This is a genomic window from Pseudomonas sp. EA_15y_Pfl1_P101, from assembly GCF_963970835.1.
Classification (GTDB): Bacteria; Pseudomonadota; Gammaproteobacteria; order Pseudomonadales; family Pseudomonadaceae; genus Aquipseudomonas; species Aquipseudomonas tritici.
Genome location: NZ_CAXAPA010000002.1, coordinates 324,597 through 341,157, shown reverse-complemented (window position 1 = coordinate 341,157; position 16,561 = coordinate 324,597). Strand labels below are relative to the sequence as shown.

Genomic DNA, 16,561 nt, shown 5'->3' with positions numbered 1-16,561 from the left:
GGTGCTTTTGCTTGCAGCTTGTGGCTGGCAACTTGCAGCTAAATTCCACCCCAGGAGAAATCGTATGACTATTAAAGCCATCAACGTGCGTAACCAGTTCAAAGGCACGATCAAGGAAATCGTCGAAGGCGACGTGCTGTCGGAAATCGATGTGCAGACGGCGTCCGGCATCGTCACTTCGGTGATTACTACTCGCTCGGTCAAAGAGCTGGAGCTGGTGATTGGCAGCGAAGTGATTGCCTTTGTTAAGTCCACCGAGGTGTCGATTGCCAAATTGTGATTGAAGACCTTTGTTGCTTCTGAGATCGCCTTCGCGGGCTTGCTCGCGAAGAGGCCGGTCCAGTCAACACAAGACTCAGTGCGCAGCCAGCCGCTTAGGCAAATACGCCGGCAAATAAAGCCCCACATACGCATCAAACACCCGCATCCCTTCCTCCGCCATGCGCGGCGTGATCAGCCCATGCTGATGCACCGAGCGCGCATACACGCGGTCGCTCAGTTCCAACGCCAACGCAAACACATCAACATCGCTGGGCAACGTCGGTACTTCAAAGTGACGGTTGAACACGGCAAGCATCAGGTCGCCCAATTCCAGATCATGCTGACGGTCGGCCTGGGTCACTTCGGTGAGCCCGTGCTGCGCCAGGATCAACTGTCGCGCGGCGGCGTCATGATCATAGATGGTGAGCATGCGCTGTTCGACGATGCAGGACAGGTCGCGCCAGTGCTTGAGTGAATCGTGCTCAATGGGCGCCTGGATGGCTGCCCGAAAAGCGGCGTGCACGTCAGCGGTCAACGCTTCCAGCAATGCCGGCACGCTGGCGAAGAAGTGATAGACCGACGAAGGGGGAATCTGCGCGCGTTCTGCCACGCTGTAGATCGACAAACCGGCCACGCCTTCAGCGGCCAGCAAGGTGCGGGCGGCGTCGAGGATCGCATCTATCCGGGCCTGGCTACGGGCGCGGGGTTTGCGAGGGGCGGCGGGGCGGGTGGTCATGGAAGTCTCCTACAAAGCAGCAGGCATTGTATGAGCAGGAACCGGTGTTGTCTGCCTGGCCGCCTTCGCGAGCAAGCCCGCACACACAGTTGATTGCATTCCAAACCTGGAACTCGGTCAAATGTGGGAGCGGCGGTGCGACGATTCGACTTGCTCGCGAAGAGGCCAACTCGGTCTCCCGGAATAAACCCATAAAAAAACGCCGCAAACCCCTAAGGCCTGCGGCGTTTTTTATTGCAGTAACCGTTTAAACGGTATGCAGGTACCAGTTGTACTCAAGGTCGGAGATGGAGTGTTCGAACTCCTCCAGCTCACTTTCCTTACAGGCGACGAAGATATCGATGTATTTAGGATCGATGTACTTGGCCATCACCTCGCTGTCATCCAACTCGCGCAGAGCATCACGCAGGTTGTTTGGCAGGCTTTGCTCGTTCTGCTCGTAGCTGTTGCCTTCCACTGGTGCATTCGGCTCGATCTTGTTGGTCAGGCCGTGGTGCACGCCTGCCAAAACCGAAGCCATCAGCAGGTAAGGGTTGGCATCGGCGCCAGCCACGCGGTGTTCGATCCGCACGGAATCGGCTGCGCCGGTCGGTACGCGGATCGCCACGGTGCGGTTATCCAGGCCCCAGCACGGCGAGTTCGGCACGTAGAACTGTGCGCCGAAACGTCGGTAGGAGTTGACGTTAGGGCATAGGAACGCCATTTGAGCGGGTAGGGTCTCCAGCACACCGCCGATCGCGTGACGCAATGCGGCGTTCTGCTCGGGATCCTCGCTGGCAAAGATGTTCTTGCCGTCTTTATCCAGGATCGAAATATGTACGTGCAAACCGTTGCCTGCCTGGCCTGGGTAAGGCTTGGCCATGAAGGTGGTGTCCATCTCATGGTCGTAGGCGATGTTCTTGATCAGGCGCTTGAGCAATACGGCGTAGTCACACGCTTTGATCGGGTCGGCGACGTGGTGCAGGTTCACTTCGAACTGCGCCGGGGCACTTTCCTTGACGATGGCGTCGGCCGGGATGCCTTGCTCTTTGGCACCTTCCAGGATGTCCTGGAGGCAGTCGACGTATTCATCGAGGTCGTCGATCAGGTAGACCTGTGTCGAATGCGGGCGTTTACCGGAGATCGGCGAGCGGGGCGGTTGTGGGCGGCCGTTCACGTTTTCCTGGTCGATCAGGTAGAACTCAAGCTCGAAGGCAGCGCAGATGGTCAGACCGAGGTCGTCAAATTTGCTGACAACTTGCCGGAGCACTTCGCGCGGATCGGCGAAGAACGGCTCACCTTCCAGTTCGTGCATGGTCATCAGCAGTTGCGCGGTAGGGCGCTTTTGCCACGGCTCATTGCACAGGGTGTCGGGGATTGGATAACAGATTCGGTCAGCATCACCGATGTCCAGGCCCAGGCCGGTGCTTTCCACCGTAGAGCCATTGATATCCAGAGCAAATAAAGAGGCAGGCAGGTTAATGCCCTTCTCGTAAACCTTGTGGAGGCTGGTGCGTTCGATGCGCTTGCCGCGCACCACACCATTCATATCCGCAATTAGAAGGTCTACGTACAGAACCTCAGGATGATCCTTAAGGAACGCGTTCGCTTCATTAAGCTGAACGGCACGCGGGGGTACCGACATGATGCAACACCTTTGTTGTTAAAAATATCAATCATTGATCTTTTCTGGTTTCAGTCAACCCGAACGGCATGCCGAAGTCAAGCGAGGCATTTTTTGCCCTAAAAAAGCGCCCTGAGGGCTTTTTTGAGGCTTTTTGGGGCGGCTTTTTGGGTTTGAAAGGCTTGGGACTCGCAGGCTTGAGCGGGCCGTGTTGTATTTTTTACGGGGGAGTTGTGTAAAAAAATGAACAAGGCTAAGCTCGATTCAAACCCATAACAGCAATAATACCGGGGTGCTTCATGTTTCGCCTGCCTCCACTTGGCGTCTCTGCCTGCTTCAGACAGGCTTTGTCATCATTCAATTCTTCCTGTGTAAACACCCGTAGCCCGGTCAATATTCTTGACGCCTCGGCTGACCTCGTCTTTGCCCACTCGCTTTCCTCTTGCCTGCTTCTGAGCGGCTCCCGTGCAGGGTGCTGCTCATGATTCTGCACGAGTTTGGCCTGAGGAATGCAACGCTGCAGCAAATGGCAGGTAAGCTCCTACCCTGAATGAAAAAACGACGCGGATGCTGCGTCAAACAACGCCTGGCCTTTAACGGATGCCAGGAAACCCAGCCCAGAGGCATTTATGAGTAACAACCTCGACCAGCTCACCGATTGGTTGAAAGACCACAAGATCACAGAAGTCGAATGCATGATTGGCGACCTTACGGGTATCACCCGTGGCAAGATCTCGCCAACCAACAAGTTCATCGCTGAAAAAGGCATGCGCCTGCCCGAGAGCGTTCTGTTGCAGACCGTGACTGGCGACTATGTCGAAGACGACATCTATTACGAATTGCTCGACCCGGCCGACATCGACATGATCTGCCGCCCCGATCAGAACGCGGTATTTCTGGTGCCCTGGGCCATCGAGCCCACCGCCCAGGTGATCCACGACACCTACGACAAGCAAGGCAACCCGATCGAGCTGTCGCCGCGCAACGTGCTCAAGAAAGTCCTCAAGCTTTACTCCGACAAAGGTTGGCAGCCCATCGTGGCACCGGAGATGGAGTTTTACCTGACCAAACGTTGCGAGGACCCGGACTTCCCGCTGCAGCCGCCGATTGGCCGTTCCGGTCGCCCGGAGACCGGTCGGCAATCCTTCTCTATAGAAGCCGCCAACGAATTCGACCCTTTGTTCGAAGACGTCTACGACTGGTGCGAGCTGCAGGAACTGGACCTCGACACGCTGATTCATGAAGACGGCACGGCGCAGATGGAAATCAACTTCCGTCACGGCGATGCCCTGTCTCTGGCCGACCAGATCCTGGTGTTCAAGCGCACCATGCGTGAGGCCGCACTCAAGCACAACGTGGCCGCCACCTTTATGGCCAAGCCGATGACCGGCGAGCCTGGCAGTGCGATGCACTTGCACCAGAGCATCATCGACATCGCCACCGGCAAGAACGTCTTCTCCAATGAAGACGGGAGCATGAGCCAGCTGTTCCTCAACCACATTGGCGGTCTGCAGAAATTCATTCCTGAATTGCTGCCGCTGTTTGCCCCCAACGTGAACTCGTTCCGTCGCTTCCTGCCCGATACGTCGGCGCCGGTGAACGTGGAGTGGGGCGAAGAAAACCGCACGGTCGGCCTGCGCGTACCGGATGCCGGCCCGCAGAGCCGTCGTGTGGAAAACCGCCTGCCGGGCGCCGACGCCAACCCTTACCTGGCGATTGCCGCCAGCCTGCTGTGTGGCTACATCGGCATGGTCGAAGGCCATGAGCCGAGCGCGCCTGTGGTGGGGCGTGGTTACGAACGACGCAACCTGCGCCTGCCGTTGACCATCGAGGACGCCCTTGAGCGCATGGAAAACAGCAAGACCATCGAGAAATACCTGGGTCAGAAATTCATCACAGGCTACGTCGCGGTCAAGCGGGCCGAGCATGAAAACTTCAAGCGCGTGATCAGTTCGTGGGAGCGGGAATTCCTGCTCTTTGCCGTCTGATGCGCCGGGCGCGCCCTGGAAAAGGCGCGCCCTCACCTGAAAAGTCTAGGAGATTGGTATGTCCAGCAACAACCCGCAAACCCGTGAATGGCAAGCTTTGAGCAGCGATCACCACCTGGCGCCGTTCAGCGACTTCAAGCAATTGAAAGAGAAAGGCCCACGGATCATCACCAAAGCCCACGGTGTTTACCTGTGGGACAGCGAAGGCAACAAGATCCTCGACGGCATGGCCGGCCTGTGGTGCGTGGCGATCGGTTACGGTCGCGATGAACTGGCTGACGCCGCCGCCAAGCAGATGAAAGAACTGCCGTACTACAACCTGTTCTTCCAGACCGCTCACCCACCGGTGTTGGAGCTGGCCAAGGCCATTTCCGACATCGCGCCTGCCGGCATGAACCATGTGTTCTTTACCGGTTCCGGTTCCGAAGGCAACGACACCATGTTGCGCATGGTCCGCCATTACTGGGCGATCAAAGGCCAGCCAAACAAGAAAACCATCATCAGCCGCAAGAATGGCTACCACGGCTCTACCGTAGCCGGCGCCAGCCTGGGCGGCATGACGTATATGCATGAACAGGGCGACTTGCCGATCCCGGGCATCACCCACATCGCCCAGCCGTACTGGTTTGGCGAAGGCGGCGACATGAGCCCGGAAGAATTCGGTGTGTGGGCGGCCAATCAGTTGGAAGAGAAGATCCTTGAACTGGGCGTGGACAACGTCGGTGCCTTTATTGCCGAGCCGATCCAGGGTGCCGGTGGCGTGATCGTACCGCCCGCCAGCTACTGGCCGCGCATCAAGGAAATCCTCGCCAAGTACGACATTCTGTTTGTGGCCGACGAAGTGATCTGCGGTTTCGGCCGTACCGGCGAGTGGTTCGGCAGCGATTTCTACGACCTCAAGCCGCACATGATGACCATCGCCAAGGGCCTGACCTCGGGTTACATCCCCATGGGTGGCCTGATCGTGCGCGATGACGTGGTGGAAGTACTCAACGAAGGCGGTGATTTCAACCACGGCTTCACTTACTCCGGTCACCCGGTCGCCGCTGCGGTGGCGCTGGAAAACATCCGCATCATGCGCGATGAGAAAATCGTCAGTCGCGTTCATGACGAAACGGCACCGTATTTGCAGAAACGTCTGAGGGAGCTGGCTGATCATCCACTGGTGGGTGAAGTGCGCGGCGTGGGCATGCTCGGTGCGATTGAGCTGGTGCAGGACAAGGTCACGCGCAAACGTTACGAAGGCAAGGGCGCAGGCATGATCTGCCGCACGTTCTGCTTCGAGAATGGCCTGATCATGCGCGCCGTGGGCGACACCATGATCATTTCGCCACCGCTGGTGATCAGTAAGGCCGAAATTGACGAGCTGGTGACCAAGGCTCGCCACTGCCTGGACCTGACTTTGGCGGCATTGCAGGGCTAAGTGCTAGGCTCAGTGCGCGGCGGCTTTCGAGCGTTGCGCATCGAGCCGTTATAAATGAGGCTTTGGTTGAAAGCCGGCCTCAGAACTTGCCAGACTGTCGCCCTGTTTTGTTGCCCTGTTAGACGGGCCGCAGGACCTTGTAAGAACGTGGCCTAAAAAAGAAAAATTGGAGCATCACCAAATGAAGGCATTAGGTTTGAAGAACGCTGGCAAGACCCTCCTCGCCTTGTCCCTGATGGGCGCAATTGCGGGCGCTGCCCAGGCAGACGATAAAGTGCTGCACGTCTACAACTGGTCCGACTACATTGCACCGGACACCATCGCCAACTTTGAAAAAGAGTCGGGCATCAAAGTGGTGTACGACGTTTTTGACAGCAACGAAACCCTGGAAGCCAAGTTGCTGGCAGGCAAGTCCGGCTACGACATCGTCGTACCGTCGAACAACTTCCTCGCCAAGCAGATCAAGGCCGGTGTGTATCAGGAGCTGGACAAGTCCAAGCTGTCCAACTACGACAACCTGAACAAATCCCTGCTCAAGGCCGTGTCGGTCAGCGACCCGGGCAACAAGCACGCCTTCCCGTACATGTGGGGCTCGATCGGCATCGGCTACAACCCGGAGAAGGTCAAGGCCGCGCTGGGCGTGGACAAGATCGAGTCGTGGGACGTGCTGTTCAAGCCTGAGAACATCGCCAAGCTGAAAAGCTGCGGCGTGAGCTTCCTTGATTCGCCAACCGAAATGTTGCCGATCGCGCTGCACTACTTGGGCCTGCCGACTGACAGCCAGAAGAAAGACGACCTCAAGCAAGCCGAGGCGCTATTCCTGAAGATCCGTCCTTCGATCGGCTATTTCCACTCGTCCAAGTACATCTCGGACCTGGCCAACGGCAACATCTGCGTCGCCGTGGGTTACTCGGGTGACATCCAGCAGGCCAAGTCCCGCGCGGCTGAAGCCGGTGGCAAGGTGAAAGTGGCCTACGACATTCCTAAAGAAGGTGCCGGCAGCTTCTTCGACATGATCGCCATCCCTAAAGATGCCGAAAACGTCGACTCGGCCTACACGTTCATGAACTACCTGCTGAAGCCGCAAGTGATGGCTTCGATCACCAACAGCGTACGTTTCCCGAACGGTAACGAGAAGGCGACCGCACTGGTCGACAAGGACATCACAAGCGATCCAGGCATTTACCCGTCAGCAGAGGTGCAGGCCAAGCTCTATGCCATTGCGGACTTGCCGGCGGCAACCCAGCGTGAAATGACACGCAGCTGGACCAAGATCAAGTCCGGTAGATAAGGCGGTAAACCTGTAGGCGCGAGTTTGTGTGGGGGCGAGCAAGTCCGCTTCCACCCAAACCGCCTCCTGCAAATTAAATGACAGAAAGTTTTGCCGGATCGGTTTATCGAAGGTAAGTTGCGCGCCGGTTTTGTTGCCGGGCAACAACTTTAAGGCCCAACTATTCAAGAGGACCTCCACTTGCCAATTTCTTTATTTCGCAAAGCCTTGCTGGTGGGTGCAGGTATCACGCTGGCTGTCAGCGTGCAGGCCGCCCCGACTGTGAATATTTATAACTGGTCGGACTACATCGGCGACGACACCCTGGCCAACTTTGAAAAGGCCAGCGGCATCAAGCCCGTGTACGACGTGTTCGATTCCAATGAAACCCTGGAAGGCAAGCTGCTGGCCGGGCGTACCGGCTACGACGTGGTGGTGCCGTCCAACCACTTCCTCGGCAAGCAGATCAAGGCCGGGGCGTTCCAGAAGCTCGACAAGTCATTGCTGACGAACTACGCCAACCTTGACCCAGTGCTGCTCAAACGTCTGGAAAAAAACGACCCGGGCAATCAGTACGCCGTGCCGTACCTGTGGGGCACCAACGGCATCGGTTACAACGTCGATAAAGTGAAGGAAGTGCTGGGTGTCGACAAGATCGATTCCTGGGCCGTGCTGTTCGAGCCGGAGAACATGAAGAAGCTGGCCACGTGCGGTGTGTCGTTCATGGACTCGGCGGATGAAATGCTGCCCGCGGTGCTCAACTACATGGGCCTGGACCCCAACAGCACAAACCCGGCCGACTACAAGAAAGCCGAGGAAAAACTGCTGAAAGTGCGTCCTTACGTGACCTACTTCCATTCGTCTAAATACATCTCCGACCTGGCCAACGGCAACATCTGCGTGGCCGCAGGTTTTTCCGGTGATGTGTTCCAGGCCAAGGCCCGCGCGGCCGAGGCGGGCAAGGGTGTGAACATCGCCTACACGATTCCGAAAGAAGGCGGCAACCTGTGGTTTGACGTAATGGCGATCCCCAAGGATGCCGCCAACGTCAAGGAAGCCCACGCCTTCATCAACTATTTGCTGCAGCCTGAGGTGATCGCTCAGGTCAGTGATCACGTCGGTTACGCCAACCCTAACCCTGGGGCGGACAAGCTGATGGAGCAATCGATACGCACCGACGAAGCGGTTTACCCACCGCAGGCGGTTCTCGATCGGACATTTGTCAATTTCGAGCTACCCCCGAAAGTGCAACGTTTGATGACCCGTAGCTGGACCAGGGTCAAGACGGGCAAGTAAGGCTCAGACTATCCAAGGTTCACCCACATCGGGTGAGCTGCAAATTTTGTTGGGAGTTTCGTAAATGGCAGTTGCCTCCGGCGCCTATAAGAAAGCCCTCGAGGGCGACCAGACACCGAAAAAGGTGCTGGTCAAAATCGACCGGGTCACGAAGAAGTTCGACGAGACGATTGCCGTGGACGATGTGTCCCTGGAAATCAAGAAAGGCGAAATCTTCGCCTTGCTCGGCGGTTCGGGTTCGGGCAAGTCCACCTTGCTGCGCATGCTCGCAGGTTTCGAGCGCCCGACTGAAGGGCGCATCTACCTCGACGATGTGGACATCACCGACATGCCGCCCTACGAGCGGCCGATCAATATGATGTTCCAGTCCTACGCCTTGTTCCCACACATGACGGTGGCGCAGAACATTGCGTTCGGCCTGCAACAGGACAAGATTCCCAAGGCTGAAGTCGACGCCCGCGTGGCCGAGATGCTCAAGCTGGTGCAGATGAGCCAGTACGCCAAGCGCAAGCCGCACCAGTTGTCTGGTGGCCAGCGTCAGCGTGTGGCCCTGGCGCGGTCCCTGGCCAAGCGCCCGAAACTGCTGCTGCTCGATGAGCCGATGGGCGCCCTCGACAAAAAGCTGCGTTCGCAGATGCAGCTGGAGTTGGTGGAGATCATCGAGCGCGTGGGCGTGACCTGCGTGATGGTGACTCACGACCAGGAAGAGGCCATGACCATGGCTGAGCGCATCGCGATCATGCACCTGGGCTGGATTGCCCAGATTGGCAGCCCGATCGACATCTACGAAACGCCCACCAGCCGCCTGGTGTGCGAGTTCATCGGCAACGTCAACATCTTCGACACCCAAGTGGTGGATGACGCCGAAGGCCACGCGGTGCTCAAGTGCCCGGACCTGGACCGCGACATCTACGTGGGCTACGGCATCGCCACCGCTGTTGAAGACAAGTCGGTGACCTACGCCATCCGCCCGGAAAAACTGCTGGTCACCACCGAAATGCCGACCTGCGAGCACAACTGGTCCAGCGGCAAGGTGCACGACATTGCTTACCTGGGCGGCCACTCGGTGTTCTACGTGGAGCTGCCGAGCGGCAAGCTGGTGCAGTCCTTCGTCGCCAACGCCGAGCGCCGTGGGCAGCGTCCGACCTGGGGTGACCAGGTCTACGTCTGGTGGGAAGACGACAGCGGCGTGGTACTTCGCTCATGAATATGAAGAAGTTCAAGCGGCGCTTGGATCGCATAATCCCCAGTGGCAAGCAGGTGGTCATCGGGATTCCTTTCCTCTGGCTGTTCCTGTTTTTCGCACTGCCGTTTTTCATCGTATTGAAAATCAGCTTTGCCGAAGCCGAGGTTGCGATCCCGCCGTACACCGAGATCTACACCTACGTTGAGCAGAAGCTGGAACTGGTGCTGAACCTGGCGAACTACAGTTTGCTGGCGGGCGATGAGCTGTATATCGCCGCGTACCTGGGCTCGCTCAAGATGGCGTTTTTCAGCACGCTGTTGTGCCTGCTGATCGGCTATCCGATGGCTTATGCCATTGCTTCCGCGCGCAAAGAGATGCAGACCGTGCTGGTGCTGCTGATCATGATGCCGACCTGGACTGCGATCCTGATTCGCGTGTATGCGTGGATGGGCATTCTCAGCAACAACGGTTTGCTCAATGGCTTCCTGATGTCGATGGGGGTTATAAACGAACCGCTGCAGATCCTTAACACCAACATCGCGGTGTACATCGGCGTGGTCTATTCGTACCTGCCGTTCATGATCCTGCCGCTGTATGCCAACCTGGTGAAACATGACCAGAGCCTGCTGGAAGCCGCATCGGACTTGGGTTCGAGCACCTTCAATAGCTTCTGGAAAATCACCGTGCCGCTGTCCAAGAATGGCATCATCGCCGGCTGCATGCTCGTATTCATCCCGGTGGTGGGCGAGTTCGTGATCCCGGAACTGCTAGGCGGCCCGGAAACCCTGATGATCGGTAAAGTGTTGTGGCAAGAGTTCTTCAACAACCGTGACTGGCCGGTGGCGTCTGCCCTGGCGGTGGTGATGCTGGCGATCCTGATTGTGCCGATCATCCTGTTCAACCGCAGCCAAGCCAAAGAGTTGGAGGGCAAGATATGAAGCGCTTCAGTTTCTCGAGTTTCATGCTGGTAGTGGGGTTGTTGTTTATCTACCTGCCGATGCTGATCTTGGTGATCTACTCGTTCAACGAATCCAAGCTGGTGACGGTGTGGGGCGGTTGGTCGATCAAGTGGTACGTGGGCCTGCTCGACAACACGCAGTTGATGGGGTCGGTGGCGCGTTCCCTGGAAATCGCCTGCTACACGGCGCTGGCTGCGGTGGCGCTGGGCACGTTGGCAGCGTTTGTGCTGACGCGCATCAGCCAATTCAAGGGCCGCACGCTGTTCGGCGGCCTGGTGACCGCGCCGTTGGTGATGCCGGAAGTGATCACCGGTCTGTCGCTGTTGCTGCTGTTCGTGGCGATGGCGCAGATGATCGGTTGGCCGCAAGAGCGTGGCGTTGTCACCATCTGGATCGCACACACCACGTTCTGCGCAGCCTATGTGGCGGTGGTGGTGTCAGCGCGCTTGCGTGAGTTGGACCTGTCGATCGAAGAAGCGGCGATGGATTTGGGGGCGCGGCCGTGGAAGGTGTTCTTCCTGATCACCATCCCGATGATTGCACCGTCGCTGGCAGCGGGCGGCATGATGTCGTTCGCGCTGTCGCTGGATGACTTGGTACTGGCCAGCTTTGTGTCGGGGCCGGGTTCGACCACCTTGCCGATGGAAGTGTTCTCGGCGGTGCGCCTTGGGGTTAAGCCCGAGATTAACGCCGTGGCGAGCTTGATTCTGTTGGCGGTGTCGTTGGTGACCTTCCTGGTGTGGTTCTTCAGCCGCCGTGCCGAAGAACACCGCAAGAAGGCTATCCAGCAAGCGATTGAAGAAGCGGCGGCGGATGGCTGGAAACAGCCGGACAAGCGCCGGGCGCCTGCACCGGTCTAACTGACGGAGCGCGGTAAAAATGTGTGAGCTGGCCTGCGGCCAGCTCCCACATTGATCGCGTTTACAGGCCGCTATCTCGCAGGCAGTAATTTAAGAATGCCGCGCGTATTCGCCGTCACTTCCTCATCGCTGAAATGCGCCTGCTCATAGCCGCCTTCGATGTAGGCTTCTGCCTGGTCGCCATAGTGCTTGTCGAGCGGCACCCCGCTTTGCCCGACCGGGTTGATGGTCAGTGCGTGAGCCGCATCGGCGAAATCGATCAGGCGGCGGGTGGAAGGCCCGTAGGTCACTGGCCACGGTGCCGGGCCGATAGGGGCCGACTGGTTGTTGGGCACTTCGTGGGTACCCGGCGCCGGGAACGGGCCGACATTCACGATCAGGTCCAATGGCTTCTGCGAGCCCAGCGGGTGGCCGTGGGTCAGGGTATGGGCCTTGCCCCACTGCCATTGGCTTGGGTCATCGCCGAAAGTGGCCTTGAGGTGCGCGAGGCTGTTGTCCCAGGCGAGCTTGACGGTGTCGGCGCGCTTGCCGTCCCACCACGGCGAATCCGGCGCGGCGGCCAGGCGTGGCAGTGCGGCGTCGATCACGCGGGTGCTGAGCAGGGTCTTGAACATGCCATCGCCGAGTTTCGGGTGGAAAGCGGCGTCGGCCAGGTTGAACAGGAACTGGTTGAACAGCGTGGCGCTGGTTGAGTCCAGCGGGTAATCACCTTTCCAGGTGGCCAGTTGCTCCACCAGTTTCAACTGCGCCGGGTCTTTGACCACCTCACTCAGCACCGGCAACAGCGGCGCCAGCAGGCGTGGGCCGAAAGCGGTGGTGGTGCCCAGTTGCAAGGCCTGGCTGTTGTCGACATCCCACTTCACGCTCTTATCGCTCAACTGCGCGTTCAACTGCTGCCCACGGTCGGCCAGGTTGTAATAACCGGGAATCTCCATGCCGGTGGGCGAGACAGGTTGCGCGTTGGCCGACACCACGTAGCCACGCGCCGGGTTTTCTTCCTGGGGGTTGGCGCTGAAGGGGTAGAAGCCCAGCTTGTCGGCCTGGGCGCTGCCGCCGTCAAGGATAAAGCCGGCATTGGTACCGGCTGGACGAATTGGCAATTGCGCCGCCGCCCACCAGCCGATATCACCCTTGGCATTCGCCCACACAATATTCAGCCCCGGCGCAGACACCTTCGACGCCGCCGCGCGCGCCTTGGCCAGGGTGTCGGCGCGGTTGAGCTGGTAGAAACCTTCGAGGATCGGGTTCTGGGTGTCGAGGAACGCCCACCACATGGCAATCGGCGTCTTGCCGGCACTCTCGCCGAGCACGTCATTGATGATCGGGCCGTGGGGTGATTGGCGCAGGGTCAGCGTGACGGGCGCTTGGCCTTTCACCGCGATCTGTTGCTCGGTGCTGGTCATGTCGACCCACTGGTCGTGGTACCAGACCTGATTGGCATTTTCCGGGTTGACCTTCTCGGCGATGAGGTCGAGGTCATCGTTCTGGAACATGGTCAGGCTCCAACCGAAATCCAGGTTGTGCCCCAGGAACGCCACCGGCACCAGTGCGTTGTGATAGCCATACAACTCAAAACCCGGCGCCGACAGCTGCGCCTCGTACCACACCGATGGCACCGAGAAGCGAATATGTGGGTCACCCGCCAGCAACGGTTTGCCGCTCTGGGTGCGGTTGCCGCTGATAGCCCAGGCGTTGCTGCCTTCGAACTGCGGCAAGCCATTGTCGGCCAAGGCCTGTTCGCTCAGGGCGGCGATGGCGCCGAGGGTTTGCCAATCGCTGGCGGCGAGGTTCAGGGCGCCCTGAGGTTGCCAGTCGAGGTCGAAGACTTTCAGGTAGTCGCTGCCCAGTTGGTCGCGTACGTAAGTCAGCAGAGGCTCGGTACGAAATGCGGCAGCAAAGCTGTAGGCCATATACCCGGCGACGCTGATGCTGTCCTCGGCGGTGAACGGCCGCTTGGGAATGCCCAGCACGTCGAACTCCATCGGGCGGGCGTGGCTGTCCTGATATTGGTTGATCCCGTCCAGGTAGGCTTGCAGGGCCTTCCAGTGCGCCGACTCATGATCCAACTGCGCCACATAAGTGGCGGCGCGGTCACGAATGCGCAGGCTGCGGAACAGCTTATCGGTTTCCAGCAGCTTGGGCCCAAGCACCTCGGCCAGCTCGCCACGGGCCAGGCGCCGCATGATCTCCATCTGGAACAAGCGGTCCTGGGCGTGGACGTAGCCCAGGGCGCGATACAGGTCGGTTTCGTTCTCGGCACGAATATGTGGCACGCCGCGGTCGTCGTAGCGCACGGTGACCGAGCCTTGCAGGTTGGCCAGCTCAACCGTGCCCTGGCGGGTCGGCTGCTTGCTGTACACGTACCAGCCGGCGCCGAGCGCCACCAGCACTACAAGAACCGCGAGAGTCCGCAAGACGCGCTTCATGAACATTCCTTACCAAGAGAGGGGTGGCGAGTTACGAGCCTTTTAGCCAGGAACAATAGCAGCCCACCGCCAGGGTGTGCGTGGCATTCACCTCGCGCCCCGCTCCAAGGGCCTTCAAGATCGGCTCAATAAAACTGTTGCCGGAATTGCACGTCAGGCCTTCGCTGTAGGGCCCGAAATACGCGAGCTTGCCGCTGCGATCCCAAATGCCCACCGCCGGGCTGGCTGGCACTTGGTCGGCGCCGGGCAGGGCGGTGAGGGTTTTCATTGTGCGCAGGTTGTCGGGCAGTTGGCCGTGGCTCCCAGGTTTTTGCAGCGCATAGAACTCGACCCCTTGGGGTGCGTAGTGCTCGATCAGTTCGCCCAGGTGTTGTTGGTTGCCGACATTGCACGGGCAGGCCGGGTCCCAGAAGTGCACCAGGCGAATCGGGCCTGGGCCGGCGAGCTCGGCCGGCAGCTTCAATGGGTCGCCGGAAAACACCGCCGTGTATTCGCTGAAGGCGCGCAGGTAGCGGCCCTGGAACCAGTCATATGCGGCCCACAGCACGCCGGTGCAGATAACCAGGATAAGGCTGGCGAACAGGGCGGTGCGGTAGGGCTGTCGCATTCAGATGTATCCTCAGAGGTCGCGTAGCTTGCCATGCTTGTCCTGACAGATGAATATCGCAGCTCGATATTCATCTCTGCCGTAAGTCTGGAACCCTTTATGCCTGTCACCTTTGACCCCGATCATCTGCGCGAAAGCTTGCGGCCCCTGGGGGATGCGCAACCGCTTTCAGCCGAGGCGCGGGTCTACCAGCGTTTCTACGGGCTGGATCTGGCCGCGCGCAAAGTGCCGGCGGTCAGCCGCCTGGGGCGTTTCGAGGTAGAGGGGTTTCAGGTGGTCGCGCAGGTGTGGTGGCCGCCTAAGCCTGTGGCGACGATGTTCATGTTCCACGGCTTTTACGACCATATGGGGTTGTATCGCCACGTGGTGGACTGGGCGCTGGACCAGGGGTTTGTGGTGATCGCCTGTGATTTGCCGGGCCATGGGTTATCCAGTGGCGAGCGCGCCAGTATCGATGATTTTGCGGTGTACCAGCAGGTGGTGCAGGCACTGTTCGCCGAGGCCCAGGCGCTACAACTGCCGCAGCCCTGGCACCTGTTCGGGCAAAGCACCGGCGGGGCGGTGGTGGTGGATCACCTGCTCAACCATGGCGCCGATAGCCCGGCCCAGGGCAAGACCTTCCTGCTGTCGCCGCTGGTGCGGCCGCGTGCCTGGGGGTGGTCGCAGGTCAGCTATTACCTGCTGAGGCCTTTCGTCAAAGGCATTGCGCGGCGCTTCAGCGAGAACACCCACGATCCCGAGTTCAAGCCGTTCCTCGAGGCTGACCCGCTACAGCCGCGGCAACTGCCTACCGCCTGGGTAGGTGCATTGGCGCGCTGGATTAAACGCATCGAGGCCGCACCGCGCAGTTCGCGGCGCCCGGTGATTGTGCAGGGCGAGGAAGATATGACCGTGGACTGGCAGCACAACTTGCAGGTGCTGCGCGGCAAGTTCGACAGGCCTGAGGTGTTGATGCTGGCGCGGGGCAGGCATCATCTGGCGAATGAGATTCCGGAGATTCGTGAGGCGTACTTCAAATACCTGACGGATAACCTGAAGTAACACGATGCAAATATGGGAGCTGGCAAGCCAGCTCCCATATTACTGGGTCAGACTTGAGGTGCTTTGGCCGACTGCCAGCCCTGCGCGAATCGCAGCCAATGCCGCCTGGTAATACGCCTTACCCTCCGACGACTCCGCAAACGTAGCGAATTCTTCCAACTCCGGGTCAGACAAATCCCGATAAACGTACAGCAGCGTGTTGTTCAGATCCTTGTCGATCTGCTGCATCAACCGCTCACGCTGGCCATTCAACATGCCCAGCGCCTGGCCGCCGCCCAACAGCCCGGGGATCATCTGGCTCAGGCTGTCGGCCGCCACGCCGGCAATCGCCAGGCTGACTTCCGCACCGGCCTCACGGGCTGGCAAGGCCTGGGCCAGGTGGCCAATGATCAGGCTGCGGGTGGCGTCGGCTTGGATTTTTGGCAGGCCCTGAGCGTTTTTCGCCAGTTGGTCGCGGCGCGTCGCCAGCAACTCGGCGGCGACAATCTTGCGGCCCAAGGACGATTTAAAAAACGCCAGGGCAGGCTTCGGGTCCGCCAGGTTCTTGCGCAATTGCACCTCGGCACGCTGGTCCATGGCCTGGGCGGCAAAGCGTTTATTGCTGTTGTCCACCAGCGCCTGGTACACCGCTGGCGGCAGGCTGTTGCGGTAGCGTTGCTGGGCCGCACTGAGGGCGTCATTGAAATGCGCACGTTGTTCGGCCCAGCCGGCGACCTTGTACAACTGGTCATGGCCGTCTGCCCAGGCGGGCAAAACGCAGAACATCAGCAAGGAAAAAAACAAACGACGCATATGGACTCCTGTCGGTCGGCCACTATTGTCCGTGTCGGGCGTAGGATTTGTCGAGAAGTCCTATCGGTCACCTGACTAAAGTGTATTCAGGCGCTCGGCGGCTCTGTCGGATT

At 59.2% G+C, this 16,561-nt stretch carries 14 protein-coding genes; 9 read left to right on the top strand and 5 right to left on the bottom strand.

Translation table 11 applies throughout. The features are described 5' to 3' along the window. The first annotated feature begins 64 nt into the window (after nucleotides 1–64). On the top strand, nucleotides 65–280 hold the full coding sequence (locus tag AACY36_RS03945; RefSeq protein WP_003213899.1) for a TOBE domain-containing protein: 216 nt from the start codon (nucleotides 65–67) through the stop codon (nucleotides 278–280). Between the two features lie 75 nt (nucleotides 281–355). On the opposite strand, the gene AACY36_RS03940 is transcribed toward AACY36_RS03945, so the two are convergent. Together AACY36_RS03940 and AACY36_RS03935 are read right to left on the bottom strand one after the other, a co-directional pair. After that, nucleotides 356–997, bottom strand: coding sequence for a TetR/AcrR family transcriptional regulator (locus AACY36_RS03940; RefSeq protein WP_339415197.1), 642 nt, complete (start codon nucleotides 995–997; stop codon nucleotides 356–358). A 247-nt stretch (nucleotides 998–1,244) separates the two neighbouring features. After that, on the bottom strand, nucleotides 1,245–2,621 hold the full coding sequence (locus tag AACY36_RS03935) for a glutamine synthetase family protein (RefSeq protein WP_065874419.1): 1,377 nt from the start codon (nucleotides 2,619–2,621) through the stop codon (nucleotides 1,245–1,247). A gap of 608 nt (nucleotides 2,622–3,229) precedes the next feature. Between AACY36_RS03935 and AACY36_RS03930 the strand changes: the two genes are divergently transcribed. From AACY36_RS03930 to AACY36_RS03900, 7 genes are all read left to right on the top strand, one after another. After that, nucleotides 3,230–4,588 carry a glutamine synthetase family protein gene (locus tag AACY36_RS03930; RefSeq protein ID WP_339415198.1) on the top strand — a complete coding sequence of 453 codons (1,359 nt, stop codon included), beginning with the start codon at nucleotides 3,230–3,232 and terminating at the stop codon, nucleotides 4,586–4,588. A 58-nt stretch (nucleotides 4,589–4,646) separates the two neighbouring features. Continuing rightward, nucleotides 4,647–6,011, top strand: a complete 1,365-nt coding sequence (locus tag AACY36_RS03925; RefSeq protein WP_339415199.1) for an aspartate aminotransferase family protein — start codon at nucleotides 4,647–4,649, stop codon at nucleotides 6,009–6,011. Between the two features lie 196 nt (nucleotides 6,012–6,207). Next, the gene (locus tag AACY36_RS03920; RefSeq protein ID WP_339415452.1) at nucleotides 6,208–7,302 is read left to right on the top strand and encodes a polyamine ABC transporter substrate-binding protein; all 1,095 of its coding nucleotides are present in this window, start codon (nucleotides 6,208–6,210) and stop codon (nucleotides 7,300–7,302) included. 180 nt (nucleotides 7,303–7,482) lie between these two features. Beyond that, nucleotides 7,483–8,577 (top strand): polyamine ABC transporter substrate-binding protein, encoded by a 1,095-nt coding sequence (locus AACY36_RS03915; protein ID WP_339415200.1) that lies wholly within the window; start codon nucleotides 7,483–7,485, stop codon nucleotides 8,575–8,577. A 64-nt stretch (nucleotides 8,578–8,641) separates the two neighbouring features. Further along, on the top strand, nucleotides 8,642–9,784 hold the full coding sequence (locus AACY36_RS03910) for an ABC transporter ATP-binding protein (RefSeq protein WP_339415201.1): 1,143 nt from the start codon (nucleotides 8,642–8,644) through the stop codon (nucleotides 9,782–9,784). Further along, on the top strand, nucleotides 9,781–10,701 hold the full coding sequence (locus tag AACY36_RS03905; protein ID WP_370467850.1) for an ABC transporter permease subunit: 921 nt from the start codon (nucleotides 9,781–9,783) through the stop codon (nucleotides 10,699–10,701). Before AACY36_RS03910 ends, AACY36_RS03905 begins: the two co-directional genes overlap by 4 nt. Further along, nucleotides 10,698–11,582, top strand: a complete 885-nt coding sequence (locus AACY36_RS03900) for an ABC transporter permease subunit (RefSeq protein ID WP_339415202.1) — start codon at nucleotides 10,698–10,700, stop codon at nucleotides 11,580–11,582. Before AACY36_RS03905 ends, AACY36_RS03900 begins: the two co-directional genes overlap by 4 nt. A gap of 71 nt (nucleotides 11,583–11,653) precedes the next feature. On the opposite strand, the gene AACY36_RS03895 is transcribed toward AACY36_RS03900, so the two are convergent. Beyond that, the gene (locus AACY36_RS03895; RefSeq protein ID WP_339415203.1) at nucleotides 11,654–14,008 is read right to left on the bottom strand and encodes a penicillin acylase family protein; all 2,355 of its coding nucleotides are present in this window, start codon (nucleotides 14,006–14,008) and stop codon (nucleotides 11,654–11,656) included. A 31-nt stretch (nucleotides 14,009–14,039) separates the two neighbouring features. Continuing rightward, nucleotides 14,040–14,615: a DUF6436 domain-containing protein gene (locus AACY36_RS03890; protein WP_339427629.1), complete on the bottom strand. Its 576-nt coding sequence runs from the start codon at nucleotides 14,613–14,615 to the stop codon at nucleotides 14,040–14,042. Between the two features lie 99 nt (nucleotides 14,616–14,714). Between AACY36_RS03890 and AACY36_RS03885 the strand changes: the two genes are divergently transcribed. After that, nucleotides 14,715–15,656, top strand: coding sequence for an alpha/beta hydrolase (locus AACY36_RS03885; RefSeq protein ID WP_339415205.1), 942 nt, complete (start codon nucleotides 14,715–14,717; stop codon nucleotides 15,654–15,656). 39 nt (nucleotides 15,657–15,695) lie between these two features. Here AACY36_RS03885 and AACY36_RS03880 read toward each other — a convergent pair whose 3' ends face one another. Then, nucleotides 15,696–16,448, bottom strand: a complete 753-nt coding sequence (locus AACY36_RS03880; protein ID WP_339415206.1) for a hypothetical protein — start codon at nucleotides 16,446–16,448, stop codon at nucleotides 15,696–15,698. Between the last annotated feature and the right edge of the window lie 113 nt (nucleotides 16,449–16,561).